This window comes from Caulobacter sp. SSI4214, from assembly GCF_012184455.1.
In the GTDB taxonomy this organism is placed as follows: Bacteria; Pseudomonadota; Alphaproteobacteria; order Caulobacterales; family Caulobacteraceae; genus Caulobacter; species Caulobacter vibrioides_E.
In genome coordinates this window covers 74,901-91,587 of sequence record NZ_SZWJ01000008.1, presented here as the reverse complement: position 1 = coordinate 91,587, position 16,687 = coordinate 74,901, and the positions used below count along the sequence as shown (strand labels likewise).

20 protein-coding genes are annotated in these 16,687 nt (G+C 68.1%); 17 read left to right on the top strand and 3 right to left on the bottom strand.

Going from position 1 to position 16,687, the window contains the following annotated elements; all coding sequences use genetic code 11:
- The 12 genes from FCU40_RS04310 to FCU40_RS04255 all read left to right on the top strand — a co-directional run.
- A partial coding sequence (locus tag FCU40_RS04310) for an MFS transporter (RefSeq protein ID WP_168073104.1) occupies positions 1-583 on the top strand: 583 nt, incomplete at its 5' end.
- 120 nt (positions 584-703) lie between these two features.
- Complete coding sequence (rpmI, locus tag FCU40_RS04305) at positions 704-904, top strand: 50S ribosomal protein L35 (RefSeq protein WP_004625088.1); 201 nt, start codon at positions 704-706, stop codon at positions 902-904.
- Positions 905-919: 15 nt separating this feature from the next.
- Complete coding sequence (gene rplT, locus FCU40_RS04300) at positions 920-1,276, top strand: 50S ribosomal protein L20 (RefSeq protein ID WP_004625089.1); 357 nt, start codon at positions 920-922, stop codon at positions 1,274-1,276.
- A gap of 247 nt (positions 1,277-1,523) precedes the next feature.
- Positions 1,524-2,597, top strand: coding sequence for a phenylalanine--tRNA ligase subunit alpha (pheS, locus tag FCU40_RS04295; RefSeq protein ID WP_004625092.1), 1,074 nt, complete (start codon positions 1,524-1,526; stop codon positions 2,595-2,597).
- 124 nt (positions 2,598-2,721) lie between these two features.
- A complete protein-coding gene (pheT, locus tag FCU40_RS04290; protein WP_168073102.1) occupies positions 2,722-5,121 on the top strand; it encodes a phenylalanine--tRNA ligase subunit beta in 2,400 nt (799 codons plus the stop codon).
- Between the two features lie 293 nt (positions 5,122-5,414).
- On the top strand, positions 5,415-5,567 hold the full coding sequence (locus FCU40_RS04285) for a hypothetical protein (protein ID WP_004623932.1): 153 nt from the start codon (positions 5,415-5,417) through the stop codon (positions 5,565-5,567).
- 123 nt (positions 5,568-5,690) lie between these two features.
- Complete coding sequence (locus tag FCU40_RS04280) at positions 5,691-5,987, top strand: hypothetical protein (RefSeq protein WP_004623933.1); 297 nt, start codon at positions 5,691-5,693, stop codon at positions 5,985-5,987.
- Positions 5,972-6,274: a hypothetical protein gene (locus tag FCU40_RS04275; protein ID WP_168073100.1), complete on the top strand. Its 303-nt coding sequence runs from the start codon at positions 5,972-5,974 to the stop codon at positions 6,272-6,274. Before FCU40_RS04280 ends, FCU40_RS04275 begins: the two co-directional genes overlap by 16 nt.
- 56 nt (positions 6,275-6,330) lie before the next feature.
- Complete coding sequence (gene msrA / locus FCU40_RS04270) at positions 6,331-6,933, top strand: peptide-methionine (S)-S-oxide reductase MsrA (RefSeq protein WP_004623937.1); 603 nt, start codon at positions 6,331-6,333, stop codon at positions 6,931-6,933.
- Positions 6,934-7,122: 189 nt separating this feature from the next.
- Positions 7,123-8,502 carry a DUF4139 domain-containing protein gene (locus FCU40_RS04265; RefSeq protein ID WP_168073098.1) on the top strand — a complete coding sequence of 460 codons (1,380 nt, stop codon included), beginning with the start codon at positions 7,123-7,125 and terminating at the stop codon, positions 8,500-8,502.
- Positions 8,502-10,211: a DUF4139 domain-containing protein gene (locus tag FCU40_RS04260; protein ID WP_168073097.1), complete on the top strand. Its 1,710-nt coding sequence runs from the start codon at positions 8,502-8,504 to the stop codon at positions 10,209-10,211. Before FCU40_RS04265 ends, FCU40_RS04260 begins: the two co-directional genes overlap by 1 nt.
- A 52-nt stretch (positions 10,212-10,263) precedes the next feature.
- Positions 10,264-10,791 carry a TIGR00645 family protein gene (locus FCU40_RS04255; RefSeq protein WP_168073096.1) on the top strand — a complete coding sequence of 176 codons (528 nt, stop codon included), beginning with the start codon at positions 10,264-10,266 and terminating at the stop codon, positions 10,789-10,791.
- A gap of 135 nt (positions 10,792-10,926) precedes the next feature.
- Here FCU40_RS04255 and FCU40_RS04250 read toward each other — a convergent pair whose 3' ends face one another.
- The gene (locus tag FCU40_RS04250) at positions 10,927-11,682 is read right to left on the bottom strand and encodes an EipA family protein (protein WP_004623949.1); all 756 of its coding nucleotides are present in this window, start codon (positions 11,680-11,682) and stop codon (positions 10,927-10,929) included.
- 183 nt (positions 11,683-11,865) lie between these two features.
- Between FCU40_RS04250 and lepA the strand changes: the two genes are divergently transcribed.
- From lepA to FCU40_RS04225, 5 genes are all read left to right on the top strand, one after another.
- Positions 11,866-13,674 carry a translation elongation factor 4 gene (gene lepA, locus FCU40_RS04245; RefSeq protein WP_035017727.1) on the top strand — a complete coding sequence of 603 codons (1,809 nt, stop codon included), beginning with the start codon at positions 11,866-11,868 and terminating at the stop codon, positions 13,672-13,674.
- Positions 13,675-13,890: 216 nt separating this feature from the next.
- Entirely contained in the window at positions 13,891-14,256 is a 366-nt protein-coding gene (locus tag FCU40_RS04240) for a RebB family R body protein (protein WP_168073095.1), read from the top strand.
- Between the two features lie 9 nt (positions 14,257-14,265).
- The gene (locus FCU40_RS23495) at positions 14,266-14,508 is read left to right on the top strand and encodes a RebB family R body protein (protein ID WP_168073094.1); all 243 of its coding nucleotides are present in this window, start codon (positions 14,266-14,268) and stop codon (positions 14,506-14,508) included.
- Positions 14,501-14,914 (top strand): RebB family R body protein, encoded by a 414-nt coding sequence (locus FCU40_RS04230; protein WP_168073093.1) that lies wholly within the window; start codon positions 14,501-14,503, stop codon positions 14,912-14,914. Before FCU40_RS23495 ends, FCU40_RS04230 begins: the two co-directional genes overlap by 8 nt.
- The gene (locus tag FCU40_RS04225) at positions 14,911-15,255 is read left to right on the top strand and encodes a hypothetical protein (RefSeq protein ID WP_175582057.1); all 345 of its coding nucleotides are present in this window, start codon (positions 14,911-14,913) and stop codon (positions 15,253-15,255) included. Before FCU40_RS04230 ends, FCU40_RS04225 begins: the two co-directional genes overlap by 4 nt.
- Before the next feature lie 16 nt (positions 15,256-15,271).
- On the opposite strand, the gene FCU40_RS04220 is transcribed toward FCU40_RS04225, so the two are convergent.
- Together FCU40_RS04220 and FCU40_RS04215 are read right to left on the bottom strand one after the other, a co-directional pair.
- Positions 15,272-16,051: a DUF3883 domain-containing protein gene (locus tag FCU40_RS04220; RefSeq protein ID WP_168073092.1), complete on the bottom strand. Its 780-nt coding sequence runs from the start codon at positions 16,049-16,051 to the stop codon at positions 15,272-15,274.
- Positions 16,052-16,114: 63 nt separating this feature from the next.
- The gene (locus tag FCU40_RS04215; RefSeq protein WP_168073091.1) at positions 16,115-16,669 is read right to left on the bottom strand and encodes a hypothetical protein; all 555 of its coding nucleotides are present in this window, start codon (positions 16,667-16,669) and stop codon (positions 16,115-16,117) included.
- Positions 16,670-16,687: the final 18 nt, after the last annotated feature.

The following is a 16,687-nucleotide window of genomic DNA, read 5'->3' as shown; positions in this document are numbered from 1 at the left end:
CGAGGCGCTGGGCGCCGCCGCCGCCCATCCCATCCTGTCGCGCGTACTGCTGGTCACCCTGATCTCGACAGCCGCCTTCGCCGGGATGGAGGCGATCTTCGGCCTCTACACCAACGCCCGCTTCGGCTGGGGTCCCCGACAGGTCGGCTTCTGCTTCGCGGTGATCGGCGTGATCGCCTCGCTGGGCCAAGGGCTGCTGACCGGCCGCTTGGCGCGACGGTTTGGCGAGGGCCCCGTGCTGACCACGGGCCTGGCGATCATCGCCCTGACCCTTCTCGTCACGCCGTTCATTCCCAGCCCGCCCGTGGCGGTCATGGCCGTGGCGCTGACCGCCTTTGGCCAGTCGCTGGTCTTCCCCTGCGTGGCGGCCCTGATCTCACGCGCCAGCCCGTCCGACCGCCAGGGCCAGATGCTGGGCCTGAACATGGCTTCCGGCTCGCTGGCCCGGATCGGCGGGCCGCTGCTGGCCGGTCCGCTATTCGGCCTGGCGACCGGCGGGCCCTACTGGTTCGGCGCGGCGCTGATGGTCCCGGCCATCGGTTTCTCGCTGGCGATCGTCCGGAAAACCAAGGCCGCCGCCTAAACCCTTGCCAGATCCGAGTCTTTCCTGTAGCAACGCCGCCTTTCCGGAACCGCCTGGCCATTGGCATGCCATGGCGGTTCGTCATGCTTCCAGAGGACGGGGCGCAAGCTCCGACGCGAAATGCCGAAGTTGAAGACGAAGTCGGGCGCCAAAAAGCGCTTCAAACTGACCGCCACGGGCAAGCTGAAGGCCGGCGTCGCCGGCAAGCGCCACCGCCTGATCGGCCACAATGGCAAGTACATCCGCCAACAGCGCGGCACGAAGGTCATGACCGAGGCTGACGCCAAGATCATCAAGACCTACCTGCCCTACGGCCTGTAAGAGGAGCGCTGACACATGGCTCGCGTGAAACGGGGCGTCGTCGCCCACGCCAAGCACAAGAAGGTTCTCGAGCAAGCCAAGGGCTTCTACGGGCGCCGCAAGAACACCATCCGCACGGCGAAGGCCGCGGTCGACAAGGCCGGCCAGTACGCCTACCGCGACCGCAAGGTGCGCAAGCGCGCCTTCCGTTCGCTGTGGATCCAGCGCATCAACGCTGGCGCCCGTCTGGAAGGCTTCACCTACTCGCAATTTATCCACGGCCTGGATGTGGCCGGGATCGTGATCGACCGTAAGGTCCTCGCCGACATCGCCGGCGCCGATCCGGTTGCGTTCAAGGCCATCGCCGACAAGGTTCGCGCCGCCCTGGCCTAAGGTCTTTTCGGGTTTCGACCTGACCGATCTTGCAAAGCCCTCTGGCGCGAGCCAGGGGGCTTTTTGCTGTCCGAAACCCTTCTCCCCTTGCGGGAGAAGGTGGCCCGAAGGGCCGGATGAGGGGTTGAAAAGCCTCTCCGACAGCCGCCCAGAGACCCCTCACCCGGTCTTGCTCCGCAAGACCGCCCTCTCCCGCAAGGGGAGAGGGTTCCAGCCAGCCCCAAAACCGCCTAGACGGATGCCCGTCATGACCGATCTCAACACTCTCGAAGCCGATGTGCTGGCCCAGGTGGCCGCCGCTGGCGATCTTTCGACCCTCGACGCCGTCCGCGTGGCCGCCGTCGGCAAGACCGGCTCGATCTCGGGCCTGCTCAAGACCCTGGGCGCGATGAGCCCGGAGGAGCGCAAGACGCAAGGCGCGGCGATCAACGCCCTACGCGATAAGGTGCAAGAGGCCATCGCCGCCAAGAAGGCCGCCCTCGAAGCCGCAGAGCTGGACGCGCGCCTGGCCAGCGAGACCCTGGACCTGTCCCTGCCCGCGCCCTACCGCCGCAAGGGCTCGGTTCACCCGACCATGCAGACGATGGACGAGATGATCTCCATCTTCGCCGAGATGGGCTTCGCCGTCGCCGAAGGTCCGGACATCGAGGACGATTTCCACAACTTCACGGCCCTGAACTTCCCCGAGAAGCACCCGGCCCGCGAGATGCACGACACCTTCTTCTTCAATCCGAAGGAGAGCGGTGAGCGGATGCTGCTCCGCACCCACACCAGCCCCGTGCAGGTGCGGACCATGGTCTCGCAGAAGCCGCCGATCCGGATCATCGCGCCGGGTCGCACCTATCGCTGCGACAACGACGCCACCCACACGCCGGTGTTCCATCAGGTCGAGGGCCTGGTGATCGACAAGGGCATCCACATGGGCCACCTGAAGTGGACCCTGGAGACGTTCCTGGCCCGGTTCTTCGAGACCGACGCGGTCACCACCCAGTTCCGCCCGCACCACTTCCCGTTCACCGAGCCCTCGGCCGAGATGGACGTGCAGTGCGATCGTAGCGGCGGCGAGATCAAGATCGGCCAGGGCACGAGCTGGCTTGAGATCCTGGGCTGCGGGATGGTTCACCCGAACGTCCTGCGCGCCTGCGGCATCGATCCGGACGAGTACCAGGGCTTCGCCTTCGGCATGGGCGTCGACCGGCTGGGCATGCTGAAGTACGGCATGCCGGACCTGCGCGACATGTGGTCGTCGGACGTCCGCTGGCTGTCGCACTACGGCTTCAGCGCCTTCGCCGCGCCAAACCCGGCCAGCGGCCTGAGCTAGACAAGAACCCTCCCCTCCCCCTTGCGGGGAGGGGGCAGGGGGTGGGGGTGAAACACCGCCATCTCCGAGCACACACCCCCACCCCAACCCCTCCCCGCAAGGGGGAGGGGCTTGGAGATCGAAAATGAAATTCACCCTGTCCTGGCTCAAGGATCACCTTGAGACCACCGCCACCGTCCCCGAGATCGTCGCGGCCATGACCATGGCCGGCCTCGAGGTCGAGCACGTCGCCGATCCGGCGACCAAGCTGGCCCCCTTCACGGTCTGCAAGATCGTCGAGGCCGTTCAGCACCCCAATGCCGACCGGCTGCGGGTCTGCCAGGTCGACACCGTCGATGGTCGCAAGGAGATCGTCTGCGGCGCGCCGAACGCCCGCGCGGGCCTGACCACCATCTACGCCCCGATCGGCGCCTATGTGCCGGGCCTGGGCGTGACCCTGGTCGAGAAGCCCGTGCGCGGCGTCGTCTCGAACGGCATGCTCTGCTCGGCCGCCGAGCTGGAGTACGCCACCGAGAGCGACGGCATCATGGAACTGCCCGACAGCCTCGCCGTGGGCACGCCGGCCGTGGAAGCCCTGGGCCTGGAAGCCGTCATCGACTTCGAGGTCACGCCCAACCGCCCCGACTGGCTGGGCGTCGCCGGTATCGCCCGTGACCTCGCCGCCGCGGGCGTGGGCAAGCTGAAGGACCTGTTGATCGCGCCGGTCGCCGGGACCTTCCCCTGCCCGATCACCGTCAAGGTCGACGGCGAGGCCTGCCCGGTGTTCGCCGGCCGCCTGATCAAGGGCGTCAAGAACGGCCCCTCGCCCAAGTGGCTTCAGGACCGGCTGACCGCCATCGGCCTGCGCCCGATCAACGCCCTGGTGGACGTCACCAACCTGATCTCCTACGACCGCGCCCGGCCGCTGCACGTCTATGACGCGGCCAAGCTGTCGGGGACCGAGATCTCGACGCGTCTGGGCCGTCACGGCGTCCATGGCGACGAGCACCTGATCGCGCTGGACGGCAAGACCTACGAACTGACGCCCGACATGTGCGTGATCGCCGACGCGAACGGCGAGCGGCCGATCGGCCTGGGCGGCGTCATGGGCGGCGAGAGCACCGGCTGCTCGGACGAGACCATCGACGTCTTCATCGAGAGCGCCTGGTTCGAGCCGATTCGCATCGCCCAGACCGGTCGCGCCACCGGCATCAACAGCGACGCCCAGTACCGTTTCGCGCGGACGGTCGACACCGGCTCGGTCGTCCCGGGGATCGAGCTGGCCACCAAGCTGATCCTGGACCTGTGCGGCGGCCAACCGTCGGAGATCATCGTCGCTGGCAAGGCCCCGGCCGCGCCGAAGGGCTTCGCCTTCGATCCGGCCTATGTCGAGCAGCTGTCGGGCCTGTCGGTCTCGGCCGATCGCGCGCGCCAGATCCTGGTCGCCCTGGGCTTCGACGTGCAGGACGGCTCGCCCTGGACCGTCACCCCGCCCACCTTCCGCCGCGACGTGGAAGGCAAGGCCGACCTGGTCGAGGAAATCGCCCGCATCGCCGGCTATGGCGCCCTGCCCTCGACGCCGCTGCCGGAGGTTCCGCGCGCCGTCGGCGGGATCCTGACCGCCAAGCAGGCTCGCGCCCGCGCGGCGCGCCGCGCCCTGGCGGCGGCCGGTTACGCCGAGGCCGTGAGCTTCAGCTTCACCAGCCGCAAGACCGCCGAACTGTTCGGCGGCGGTCAGGCCGAGCTGGTGCTGGCCAATCCGATCGCCTCGGAACTGGACTGCATGCGCCCGTCGCTGCTGCCCAACCTGATCGAGGCGGCCGGCCGCAACGCCCGCCAGGGCTTCCCGGACGCGGCCCTGTTCGAGATCGGCCCGACCTTCCACGGCGACAAGCCGGCCGACCAGCGCACCGTCGTCTCGGCGATCCTGGTTCCGAAGGCCCCGCGCGGCTGGGACAAGGCCCCGCAAGGCGACGTCTTCACGGTCAAGGCCGACCTGCTGGCCCTGCTCGAGGAACTGGGCGCGCCCGTCGCCTCGCTGCAGACGGCGCAGGGCTCGACCTCGTCCTGGTGGCACCCGGGCCGCTCGGCGCGCCTGCAGCTGGGCCCGAAGGCGGTGATGGCCGAGTTCGGCGAGATCCACCCGGCGGTCCTCAAGGCCCTGGACGTGGCCGGGCCGGTCTACGGCTTCGAGATCACCCTGGAGGCGATCCCCGAGCCGAAGAAGAAGTCGGTGAAGACCCGTCCGGCCTTCTCGCCCTCGGCCCTGATGCCGCTGACCCGCGACTTCGCCTTCCTGGTCGACAAGGCCAAGGCCGCCGGCGATCTGGTCAAGGCCGCCGCCGGCGCCGACAAGGCGCTGATCACCGCCGCGCGCGTCTTCGACGTCTATGAAGGCCCCGGCGTGCCGGACGGCTTCAAGTCGGTGGCGATCGAGGTCGTGGTCCAGCCGCGCGAGGCGACCCTGACGGACGCCGAGATCGAGGCGCTGTCGATCAAGGTCGTCGCGGCGGCCGAAAAGGCGGGCGGGAAGCTGCGGGGATAATCTCCTTCTCCCCTTGCGGGAGAAGGTGGCAGCCGCAGGCTGACGGATGAGGGGTCGCTTAGGCGGCCCCTTTTCATTGGATAGGGTGATCAACCCCTCATCCGGCGCTGCGCGCCACCTTCTCCCGCAGGGGGAGAAGGATTTCGATCTGCTGACTTTCCAGGCGCCAAGCCTTGCCAAAGGCAAAACCGGCCCTCGTCCGCGACCGAACGTCCCTGCGCGGGGCAAGCCCTTGCGCGGTGGCGGATGTCACGCTACCTGTAAGAGGCGCTAACGGGATTCATCGCTTCCACATGCATTCGACCTTCGCCTTCGCCGCCTTTGCGACCACCGGCCTCGCCGTCGTGGCCGCGATGTCGTGCGCGGTGTCGATGTGGAACATGATTAACACCCAGATTAAAACCGTGCCTATCCGGACGGGGCAAAATCGGCGCAAGCAGCGGTAGGAACCTACCAAAACCAAAGCCGAAGGATCGCAAGATCTCCAAAAAGCCCCGCTCCCACGAGCGGGGTTTTTTGTTGCGCGGTTCCTCGGTCCCAAAAGCTCTCATGCAAAAGGACCAACCCCAATGAGCTACCTGCCCTCGCCACCCGCCTTTCATAGCGACCAGGAAGGCGTCACCGTTCACCAGCTGTTGCTGGCCGCCCAGGACGCGCCCAGCGCGCTGGAAGCCGTCCGCCAGGGTCTGGCCGATAGCGGCGCCGAACTGTGCGGCCTGACCATGAAACCGGTCGGCCATATCGTCGAAGCCTCGCTGCGCGTGCGTCACCTGGGCGACCAGGCCGCGCGTCTGCTGGCCCGCGATCTCGCCGCCTGGCCGGGCGTCAATTCGGCCTCGGTCGAACACCAATGGCTGCGCCCGTGAGCGACCAGGTAGAGCCGCTCAAACCGGAAGAGGCCTCCCTGGCGTCCCTCCGGCGCCGCCTCTTCCTCGTCACCGCCGAGGACACGCCCGATGCGCTGATGCGCGTGCTGGGCGTGGCCTCCGTGCAGCGGGCCCGCCTGCGCGCCCTGACCGCCGCTCCCGAGGGCCAGCATCTGGCCATTCGACTCGAGATCGACGACCAGGGCGACGCCCGCGCCGAGGTCCTGGCGTCGCGCCTGGCGGCCTGTCCGTCGGTGCGCGGCGTCGGTTTCGGTTGGCGAATGTAACCATCGCGCCTTTTCGTGCGTATCTGAGCGCAGTCCGCCTTTTCTGGAGCCGCCCGATGCGCCGACTGCTCGTCGCCCTTGCCGCCGCCTTCGCCCTGCTGGGCGTCGACACCGCCCTGGCCGCGCCCCCGCCCGCGCCGGTCAAGACCGAGACCGCCGTCTTCGCCGGCGGCTGCTTCTGGTGCATGGAGCACGACATGGGCGGCATCCCCGGCGTGCTGAAGGTCGAGAGCGGCTATACCGGCGGCCACGTGAAGAACCCGTCCTATCGCGACGTCACCAGTGAACAGAGCGGCCACTACGAGTCGGTTCGCGTGACCTACGATCCGGCCAAGACCGACTATGGCTTCCTGCTCTACCGCTACTGGAAGCTGGTCGACCCCACCGACGACGGCGGCCAGTTCTGCGACCGCGGGCCCTCTTACCGCCCGGCCGTCTTCGTCACCCCCGCCCAGCGGCCGATCGCCGAGAAGTCTCGCGACGAGGCGGCCAAGCGCCTCAAGACCGGGACCATGAAGGCCCAGATCCTGCCGCTGCAAACTTTCTGGCCCGCCGAGGAATACCACCGCGATTACGCCAAGCGGCACGCGCTGGACTATTCGCTGTACCGTTCCGGCTGCGGCCGCGACGCCCGCTTGAAGCAGGTTTGGGGGAATTAGGGCCTCCGACCTCCCCGGCGAACGCCGGGGCCCAGATCATAGGACGCAAGCGCGCCGCCCCCCTTCATCCCAGGCTGAAAGTGGGTCCCGGCATTCGCCGGGAAGTTCGGGTTATGTAGAAACTCAACCGCCTAGACTCCGCCTCAATGCCGTGATGTTTTACCGCTGTAAACACACGGGAGGACATCGATGCACCGTCGCGCGCTGCTGGCTTCGGCCGGCCTGCTTCTGGTTCCGTTGAGCGCGCGGGCGCAGTCGCGCGAGGTCTCGGTCACGATCTACAATTCCGACCTCGCGCTGGTCGAGGACGCCCGGCCGCTGGACCTGAAGGCCGGCCGGCAGAAGCTGGAGTTCAAGGACGTCTCGGCCCAGATCCGTCCCGAGACCGTCAGCCTGTCGGCGCCGGGCGTGACCATCCTGGAGCAGAACTTCGACTACGACCTGCTGACGCCCAGCAAGCTGATGGAGAAGGCGGTGGGCCAGCAGGTCAGGATCGTCCGCACCAATCCCGGAGACGGCAAGGAGACCACCGAGGTCGCCACCGTTCTGGCGGCCAACGAGGGCGTGGTGCTGAAGATCGGCGACCGCATCGAGGTGCTGCGCGACGACGGCGTTCCGACCCGCGTGATCTTCGACAAGGTGCCCGAGACCCTGCGCGCTCGCCCCACCCTGTCGGTCAATGTCGAGGCCGCCAGCGCCGGGCCGCGCCAGGCTAAGCTCAGTTATTTGACGTCGGGCCTGTCGTGGAAGGCCGACTATGTGGCGATGTTCGACGAGGCCAAAAGCGCCCTGGACCTGCAGGGCTGGATCACGCTGTCCAACACCTCGGGCACGGCGTTCGAGAACGCCAAGACGCAGTTGGTGGCCGGCGAGGTGAACCAGCTCTCGCAGAACAACGGCTACCGCCCGCCGCGCCGCGGGACGCCGGGCGTGATCAGCGCCGGAACCGAAAGCGGGACCGGCGAGCGGGTCGCCGACTACTATCTCTATCCCCTGCCCGAACGGACCACGATCGCCGCCAACCAGAACAAGCAGGTCGGCTTCCTGTCGGCCCAGGGCGTCGCGGCCAAGAAGGTCTACGAGGTGCGCGAGGGCTGGTTCGTCAGCCAGGGCGAACCGGCGAAGGCCGTCGTCGCCATCCAGTTCAGCAACGCCAAGCTGGCGGGCCTGGGCAGCCAGCTGCCGGCCGGGACCATGCGGGTCTATATGCGCGACGCGGCCGGCGATCCCAAGTTCGTCGGCGAGAACGCCATCGGCCACACGCCCGCCGGTTCGGAGCTGTCGATCAAGATCGGCGATGCCTTCGACGTGTCCAGCCAGGCCACCCTCGTCAGCGAGACCCGCGTCTCCAAGACCCGCTCGCGCTACGAGATGAAGTATCTGCTGCGCAACGCCAAGGACCAACCGGTGACGGTCGAGCTGCGCCAGGGCGGTCTGTGGCGCGACGGCGAGGTCAAGGTCGAAAGCCTCAAGAGCCGTCGCATCGACGCGCGGACGCTGGGCTGGAGCGTGCCGGTCCCGGCCAATGGCGAGACGACGCTCACCTTCACGGTCGAGACGGGGTGGTGATGGCGACCTCCTCACCCGCATCGCGGGGGAGGTGGCGCGATGCGGATACGCATCGTGACGGAGGGGGCGCTCGTCCTGGCCGCCAGCGCCCCCTCCACCGCTTCGCGGTCCCCCTCCCCCGTTTCACGGGGGAGGATAAGGCGCTCGTCGCCGCCGCGCTGAGTCTGTTGCTCAGCCTCCCCGCCCACGCCGCCACCGTCGTCTCCCCGGCGCCCGAAGCCGTCGCGGTGACGTTGTATCGCGACGGCGACGGACCGTTCCAGGCGATGCCGGAATGGCAGCGGGAACAGGCGCGCCAGAAGGGCCTGATCCTGGTCGTCGAGACCCGGGCCGTGGACCTGCCCGCCGGTCGCCACGTGATCCGTTTCGACGGCGTCGCCGAGGGCCTGATCCCGCAGAGCGCGGCGGTCGAGGGCCTGCCCGGCCAGGCGATCGAGCGCAACTACGACTATGCCCTCCTAAGCCCCGGGACTCTGGTCGAACGGTCGCTGGGCCAGCCGATCAAAGTGGTGCGCACCAACCGCAAGACGGGCCGCCAACAGACGGTGGACGCCACCCTGTCGCAGGGGCCGGACGGCCTGATGGTGCGCACGGCCGAGGGCGTCGAGGCCCTGGGCTGCTCCGGAGGCCCGGAGCGGCTGGTGCTGGGCGCCGTCCCCGACGGCCTGACCGACAAGCCCAGCCTGTCGACCGTGATCGACGTTCCAAGGCCGACGCGCGCCAAGCTGACGGTCTCCTACCTGGCGCTGGGGGTGAACTGGCAGGCCGACTACGTCGCGCGCCTCCATCCGGACGGCAAGCACCTGGACCTGACCGGCTGGCTGACCCTGGTCAACAGCGGCGGCAGCGCCTTCGTCGACGCCCGAACCCAGGCGGTGGCCGGCAAGCTGGCCCGCCAATATGTCAGGGTGAACAAGGGACAGCCGGAGTCGATCGTCCGCGCCTGCTGGCCGATGGACACGACGCACTCGGGCCGCGCCGCCGCCGAGGCCTATGCCGGCGCGCCGCCGCCCCCGCCGCCGCCGCTGCCCATACCGCCCGTGATGGCCCGCGCCTCCGTCGAGGAGATCATGGTCACCGGCCAGCGAGCCAAGCTGGCCGAGCAGTCGAACCTGGGCGACTACAAGCTCTACACCCTGCCCGAGCCGGTCACGCTGAACGCCCGCCAGACCAAGCAAGTCGCCTTTCTCGACCAGAAGAACGTCGCCTTCCAGCGACTGTACGTGGTCGAGGTCAATAGCTGGGACGTCCTCGGCGACACCTTCCTGGCGCCGCAGGTCACCTTGCGCCTGGAGAACAAGACTGCCAGCGGCCTGGGCAAGCCCCTGCCCTCGGGCGCGCTCTCGGCGATGGAGACGGTCGACGGCCGCCCGACCTTCGCCGGCGAGCAGGCGGTGCGCGACGTGGCGGTCGGCGAGCCGCTGGATCTGGCGATCGGCCAGGCCATGGATGTCCGCGCCCGCCCGCGCCTCGTCGCCGAACGGAAGCTCGCCAAGGGCCGCGCGCGGCGCGACTACGAGGTCGATCTCTCCAACGCCAAGACCGTTCCGGTCACCATCGAGCTGCGGCAGAACCCCAACCTGCCGGCCTTCAAGCTGGTCGCCGAGCCCCAGAAGCACGACATCCAGCAGGGCCGGATCGCCTGGCGAGTGACCCTGGGACCGGGCCAGACCACCGTCTTCCGCTACGCGATCGCGTACGGCGGCTGACGGTGGCGTTCGTCATCGACGCGCCTTACGCTCGTCGGCGAAGGAGTCCTGGATGAAGAAACCCCCGCTGGAGACCTGGCTGGAACGCGGCCTGTTCGCCTCGCGCTGGCTGATGGCGCCGTTCTATGTCGGCCTGGTCGTCGCCCTGGCGGCGCTGATCGTCGTCTTCTTCCAGGAACTGTTCCACGAACTGCCGCATCTGCTGGCGATGAAGCCGGAGGACGCGATCCTGCTGGCCCTGTCGCTGATCGACCTGTCGCTGGCGGCCAACCTGCTGGTGATCGTCATCCTGTCCGGCTACGAGAACTTCGTCTCCAAGATCGACACCGCCAGCCACGAGGACCGGCCCGACTGGATGGGCACGGTCGATTTCTCGGGCCTGAAGATGAAGCTGATCGCCTCGATCGTGGCGATCTCGGCGATCGCCCTGCTCAAGGCCTTCTTGAAGCTGACCGAGCCCGGCGCGCCCCTGGATCAGCCGCGCCTGATGTGGCTGGTGATCGTCCACCTGTCGTTCGTGGTCTCGGGCGTGCTGCTGGCCGTGATGGACTGGCTGAACGGCAAGGTCGAGAAGCATTGAGACGCTATGGATGCTCCCCCGCGGCGCGGGGGAGCTGCCGGCGGCGCCGGCTGAGGGGGCGAGCTGGATGATGGCCGCGTTAGCCCCCTCCGGCCCTCTGGGCCACCTCCCCCGCGTCGCGGGGGAGGATCTGGTCTAGAACGGCAGCGTCCGGCGTTTGCGGCTGTAGCCCACATAGCCGATGTTCGCGCCCAGCCGCAGGCCGACGCCGGCGCGGATCGGGGCCAGGGTGATCTCGTCGGCCTTCTGGTAGTTCACGCCCAGGCCGCCGATCAGATAGGCGCTGCCCTCGACGCCCGGGAACCGGCGGAAGATCGCGTCCGGATATTGCAGGTTATAGCAGAGGGTGAAGACGCGGCTGGCGTTGCCGCCCCAGTCCCAGCCCACGCTCGGACCCTGCCAGAACACTTCCAGCGTCGGCCGGCCCTTCATGTACAGCAGGCCCCGCCCGTAGCGCAGGCCGGCGATGAAGGCGCCCGAGCCCTCCTCGCCCGCCACATAGGCGGTGGGCTGGCCCTTGTCCTTGAAGATCTTCTCGATCGCCGCGCCGGCGCTCTCGGCCGTCACGCCCAGGAAGTCGGACGTGGCGCGGATCATCTCGTCGGCCGAATAGGTCTGGGCCCGGCCGGTGTCGTAGACCGGCTGTGAGCCGTTGGAGCCTGGCGTCGGTCCCGGCGCGGGCCCTTGGACGCCGCTCGTCGGAGCCGGCGGCGGGCTGCTCGTCTGCGGCGCGTCGAACACGCTGCGCGCCGGCGCCGAAGACGACGCGCCGTTGATCGGCTGGGCCGGCGGCAACTGTTCGGAGGTGATCCGCTGCCGGGCCAGGGCCTCGCCGGCCACGGAGCTCAGGCCCACGGCGGCGCCCGAGAGGATCAGCTTGCGACGGTCCATGTCAGGCCCTCCGGATCGGTTTCATTGCAACAGTGTTGCAAGCCATTGAGACCGGTTTGCGGCTCCAAACTTAACGCGCGGTTAAGCATGAGCCCCATGGTCGGCCGCGCGACGCGATCCGCCAGGTCCGCGAGGCCAATTGCGCCCCTCGCGGAGAGACGCAAATGTGATATGCGCACGCTCATGAGCTCTACGCCCCTGGATAAGATCCGCAATTTCTCGATCGTGGCCCACATCGACCACGGCAAGTCCACGCTGTCCGACCGCCTGATCCAGGAGACCGGCGCCCTCTCCGCCCGCGAGATGAGCGCCCAGGTCCTGGACAACATGGACATCGAGAAAGAGCGCGGCATCACCATCAAGGCCCAGACGGTGCGCCTGCACTACAAGGCCAAGGACGGCGAGACCTACGTCCTGAACCTGATGGACACCCCCGGCCACGTCGACTTCGCCTACGAGGTGTCGCGCTCGCTGGCTGCCTGCGAGGGCTCGATCCTGGTCGTCGACGCCTCGCAAGGCGTGGAAGCCCAGACCCTGGCCAATGTCTATCAGGCCATCGACAACAACCACGAGATCGTCCCGGTCCTGAACAAGGTCGACCTGCCCGCCGCCGACGTCGACCGCGTCAAGGCCCAGATCGAGGACGTCATCGGCCTCGACGCGTCGGACGCCGTCGAGTGCTCGGCCAAGACGGGCCTTGGCATCCCCGACGTGCTGGAAGCCATCGTCACCCGCCTGCCCCCGCCCAAGGGCGACATCAACGCTCCGCTGAAGGCCCTGCTGGTCGACGCCTGGTACGACGCCTATCTCGGCGTCGTCGTGCTGGTGCGCATCTTCGACGGCACGCTGAAGGCCGGCCAGCAGGTCCGCATGATGCAGACCGGCGCCACCCACCGCATCGACAAGGTCGGCGTCTTCCGCCCCAAGGCCACCGACGTCGACATCCTGACCCCCGGCGAGGTCGGCTTCTTCACCGCCAGCATCAAGGAAGTGGCCGACGCCGCCGTCGGCGACACCATCACCGACGAGAAGAAGCCCACCGCCGAGCCCCTCAAGGGCTTCAAGGAAGTGGTCCCGGTCGTGTTCTGCGGCCTCTTCCCGGTCGACGCCGCCGACTTCGAGGACCTGCGCGCCGCCGTCGGCAAGCTGCGCCTGAACGACGCCAGCTTCACCTACGAGATGGAGTCCAGCGCCGCCCTGGGCTTCGGCTTCCGCTGCGGGTTCCTGGGGCTGCTGCACCTGGAGATCATCCAGGAGCGGCTGTCGCGCGAATTCGACCTCGACCTGATCGCGACCGCCCCCTCGGTGGTCTACAAGATCCGCCTGCGCAACGGCGAGGAGATCGAGCTGCACAACCCGGCCGACCTGCCGGACGTCATGCAGATCGAGGAGATCGCCGAGCCCTGGATCAAGGCCACGATCTTCACCCCCGACGAGTACCTGGGCGGCGTCATCAAGCTCTGCCAGGACCGCCGCGGGATGCAGCGCGAGCTCTCCTATGTCGGCAGCCGCGCCATGGTCGTCTACGACCTGCCGCTGAACGAGGTGGTGTTCGACTTCTACGACCGCCTGAAGTCGATCTCGAAGGGCTATGCCAGCTTCGACTACCAGCTGGAGGACTACCGCGCCGGCGACCTCGTCAAGATGTCGATCCTGGTCAACAGCGAGCCCGTCGACGCCCTGTCGATGCTGGTCCACCGCAGCCGCGCCGAGAGCCGCGGCCGGGGCATGTGCGAGAAGATGAAGGAACTCATCCCCCAGCACATGTTCGTCATCCCGATCCAGGCCGCCATCGGCGGCCGCATCATCGCCCGCGAAACCGTCCGCGCCCTGCGCAAGGACGTGACCGCCAAGTGCTACGGCGGCGACGCCAGCCGCAAGCGCAAGCTTCTGGACAAGCAGAAGGAAGGCAAGAAGCGGATGCGCCAGTTCGGCAAGGTCGAGATCCCGCAGGAAGCCTTCATCGCCGCGCTGAAGATGGACGAGGATTGAGGCTTTTTAGATTCTGAAAGGTTTGCGCGCCCCGCCCGGACTTCCGGCGGGGCGTTTTGCTATCCGCGCATTAGGTCGGACTTGCACCTGGCGCAGATTTTTCAGCCTGTGTGAGGATTGGCACTTTCAGAGAGCATCTCGCCGGCCTTAGGTTCGGCCTGCGTCGAACTTTACCTTGGCGCGCCGCGCATCTTCGCGCTTACAGCGAGATTAGCTATGGCTTTCCCCACCTCCGTCAACGACCAGATCACCGACTCCGTCACCCAGACCAATGTGAAAGTGTTGGGCGATGCGCCTGCAATGGCCTTGGGCAGTCTCTACCAGGCTACGGCCCAGGCGCTGGCCACGGCCGCCCTGAACGCCACCAGCGCTCAGCAACAGTTGAACATCACCGCTCAGGCCGCGACGACGATGGGCGTTGCGACACTCTATTCTCTGGATACCGCCAGCGCCGGCAAAGCGACCGAGGCGATCCTGAACGGCGCTGTCAACGGTCACTCCGCTTCGGCGCCGCCAGTCGCCTCTGAGACCGATAAGGCTTCGTCGGAAGCGCAAGCCGGCGACGTCGCCAAGTCGGCCTGAGGAACAGCCATGGCCTTCCCGACTGCGGTCAATAGCCAGATCACCGACGCGGTTACGCAATCCGGTGTCCAGACCCTGGGCGCCTCCCCGGCTGTGGCGATGTCTAGCCTCTACCAGGCCACCGCCCATGCCCTGGCTCTAGCAGCCTATAACGCGGTCCACGCTCAACAGCAGCTGCAGATCGTAGCCCAAGCGGCAACCGCTCAGGGGGTGGCTCTGATCTATCAGAGCGGAGGCCGAGCTGATGGCTAATGCAACCCTAGACGGAACAAGCGGAGCCACTCCCGAGCCCGACGCTTCGAACGGGCCTGACACGCTATCAAAGCCTGCCCCAAACGCAGCCGAGACCCATGCCGCCCCATCCAATGAGGCCACCACGCAAGCGCCTGAAAGCGACGGCGGCTCCCCCCTCAACGATCAAACCTCTGCCGCTACGGCCGACCTCAGCGCGCTGATGGTCGGCTTGTCGCCGTCCCAGAGCATGGCCCTGCTGGAGGCGACCGTGGCTCAGACCTTAGGCCAAGCGATGCATAACGCCGTCTTGCGCCAACAGGCAGACCGCGTTGTCAGTCAGGCATTGATCAGTGCGGCCTGCGCCCGACTGCTGGAACGCGCCAGCCTGATCTCCAGCACCCGGGCGCCCGAGGCGAAATCATGAGCGTCACTGTCGATCCTAAAATCGTCGATGCGCTGAATCAGGCTCAGCAGGCCACCTTGTCGCCTCAGGTCGTGCTGACGAGTGGCGCAGGCAAGGCGTATCAAATGGTCGCTCAAGCCAGCGCCCTGGCCATTCAGGACGCGGTGGACTCCTTGCGCAACGCCGGCGCCTTGGCGGACGCAGCCAGCGCGGCGGCGTTGTCGCAGCTGATGGAGACAGGCGAACCTCGTTATGCCGAACTCCTCAAAGTGGCGGAACAGCTTCGATCCGACGCGGTCGCCGTCTTCAGCAAGCGCGCCGACGCTGCTATCGCCCTGCTGAAAGACTTTCCTGCCGGCTGATCGCCGCCTTACGGCCTCACCCGAACGGCGGCTTCATCCGGTAGAAGCGCGCTTCGCCCAGCAGGTCGTGGACGCGGCGGATGCGGAAGGCCTCGGGGCGGGCCGTCGCCAGGGCCAGTTCGGCGGAGGTCAGCCCGAACGGGGCGAACTCGCCGGCCAGGGTGGTCTTGACCACGATCAGGCGCGGCGTCTCGTCGAGGCCAAAGCCCAGGACGTCGTAGCCGGCGGGGTCTTCGGCCCCCGCGGGGCGGATCCGCGCGGCGAGGTCGGGACGGCCGCGATCCGAGAGCCGGCGAGCCTCGTGGGCGATGAAGCTGGCGATCCCCAGGCCGCGCAGGAAGCGGTCGTCGGCCGCGCGGGCGCCCATGTCGAAGCGCTGGATCAGCCGGACCAGACGGTCGGTCATCGCCATCGGCCGGGGCGGCGGGGTCTCGATCAGCGGGATGGCCGGCGGGGCGACGAACAGCGCGGCCGGGCGCACGGCGGCGGTCAAGAGGGCCGGCTTGGCGGCCAGTTGGTCCTCGACCGCCTCCAGAAGCGGTTCGTCATAGCTCCAGCGCGGCGGCTGATCCTTGAGGATGGGCAGGCCGACCAGCGACAGCACCGCCGAGATCTCGCCCTGCTTCCAGGCGATCGGCGCGTCGGACTTGCCCGTGACGAACCGAACGGTGCGGCCGTGCGCGGCGCGATCGACCGGCTTGCCGGCAAGCGTCCGCTCCAGCTGGGCCATGTAGTCGCCCACCACCACGGCGAGGTCCGCCCCCGTCCAATCCCGTCCGACCGATTCCCCCGTCATCGGACGATGATGGGCCAAGCCCGGCGCGCGCGCCACAAGCTTGAGCGGTAGGCCGGGCGGGCGCTATCGTCCGGCGGCGGCGCTGTTGCCGGCGGCGGCCATCGGCGCCTCCTGCACCGGCATCTGGTCGCTTTGCAGGCCCGCCAGCTCCATCGCCCGCTTCACCGTGGTGATCGGCGGATCCCCGGCCGCCTTGAAGGTGAGGCTCGCCTCCAGGGCCGGGTTCTCGCCGAGATTGGCGAAGCCGCCGGGACGCTGGGCGTTGAACGTGACGCCATAGGTCTTGCCCGCCAGCACGCGACACAGAAGCACGAAGGTCTTCTGGTCGTTCAGCAGCCGGGGCGTCCTCACGCAGTCCATCGGCTCGGCGCCCGCCGCCGGGGCGTAGTTCCAGGACGACGGCGACATCTGCTGGTCAAAGGCGACCTTCAGGATCAGCACGCCCGGCGCGACGGTCTGGTCCTGGGCCGGATAGGTCGAGACCAGCTTGGGCGGTTGGGTGGGCGGCAGGATCAGCACCGGCGAGACCGGGTTCGACGCGGTCTGGGCCTGGGCCAGCGGGGCGCCGATCAGGGCGGCGAGCACGATCAGCGGCGAAACGGGGCGAGCGAGCGACATGATTCCAGACTGACGCGC

What these genes read in the sequence shown, in the direction of transcription:
- rpmI (WP_004625088.1), top strand. Translation starts at nt 704, where the DNA reads ATGCCGAAGTTGAAGACGAAGTCGGGCGCCAAAAAGCGCTTCAAACTG.
- rplT (WP_004625089.1), top strand. Translation starts at nt 920, where the DNA reads ATGGCTCGCGTGAAACGGGGCGTCGTCGCCCACGCCAAGCACAAGAAG.
- pheS (WP_004625092.1), top strand. Translation starts at nt 1,524, where the DNA reads ATGACCGATCTCAACACTCTCGAAGCCGATGTGCTGGCCCAGGTGGCC.
- pheT (WP_168073102.1), top strand. Translation starts at nt 2,722, where the DNA reads ATGAAATTCACCCTGTCCTGGCTCAAGGATCACCTTGAGACCACCGCC.
- FCU40_RS04285 (WP_004623932.1), top strand. Translation starts at nt 5,415, where the DNA reads ATGCATTCGACCTTCGCCTTCGCCGCCTTTGCGACCACCGGCCTCGCC.
- FCU40_RS04280 (WP_004623933.1), top strand. Translation starts at nt 5,691, where the DNA reads ATGAGCTACCTGCCCTCGCCACCCGCCTTTCATAGCGACCAGGAAGGC.
- FCU40_RS04275 (WP_168073100.1), top strand. Translation starts at nt 5,972, where the DNA reads ATGGCTGCGCCCGTGAGCGACCAGGTAGAGCCGCTCAAACCGGAAGAG.
- msrA (WP_004623937.1), top strand. Translation starts at nt 6,331, where the DNA reads ATGCGCCGACTGCTCGTCGCCCTTGCCGCCGCCTTCGCCCTGCTGGGC.
- FCU40_RS04265 (WP_168073098.1), top strand. Translation starts at nt 7,123, where the DNA reads ATGCACCGTCGCGCGCTGCTGGCTTCGGCCGGCCTGCTTCTGGTTCCG.
- FCU40_RS04260 (WP_168073097.1), top strand. Translation starts at nt 8,502, where the DNA reads ATGGCGACCTCCTCACCCGCATCGCGGGGGAGGTGGCGCGATGCGGAT.
- FCU40_RS04255 (WP_168073096.1), top strand. Translation starts at nt 10,264, where the DNA reads ATGAAGAAACCCCCGCTGGAGACCTGGCTGGAACGCGGCCTGTTCGCC.
- FCU40_RS04250 (WP_004623949.1), bottom strand. Translation starts at nt 11,682, where the DNA reads ATGGACCGTCGCAAGCTGATCCTCTCGGGCGCCGCCGTGGGCCTGAGC.
- lepA (WP_035017727.1), top strand. Translation starts at nt 11,866, where the DNA reads ATGAGCTCTACGCCCCTGGATAAGATCCGCAATTTCTCGATCGTGGCC.
- FCU40_RS04240 (WP_168073095.1), top strand. Translation starts at nt 13,891, where the DNA reads ATGGCTTTCCCCACCTCCGTCAACGACCAGATCACCGACTCCGTCACC.
- FCU40_RS23495 (WP_168073094.1), top strand. Translation starts at nt 14,266, where the DNA reads ATGGCCTTCCCGACTGCGGTCAATAGCCAGATCACCGACGCGGTTACG.
- FCU40_RS04230 (WP_168073093.1), top strand. Translation starts at nt 14,501, where the DNA reads ATGGCTAATGCAACCCTAGACGGAACAAGCGGAGCCACTCCCGAGCCC.
- FCU40_RS04225 (WP_175582057.1), top strand. Translation starts at nt 14,911, where the DNA reads ATGAGCGTCACTGTCGATCCTAAAATCGTCGATGCGCTGAATCAGGCT.
- FCU40_RS04220 (WP_168073092.1), bottom strand. Translation starts at nt 16,051, where the DNA reads ATGACGGGGGAATCGGTCGGACGGGATTGGACGGGGGCGGACCTCGCC.
- FCU40_RS04215 (WP_168073091.1), bottom strand. Translation starts at nt 16,669, where the DNA reads ATGTCGCTCGCTCGCCCCGTTTCGCCGCTGATCGTGCTCGCCGCCCTG.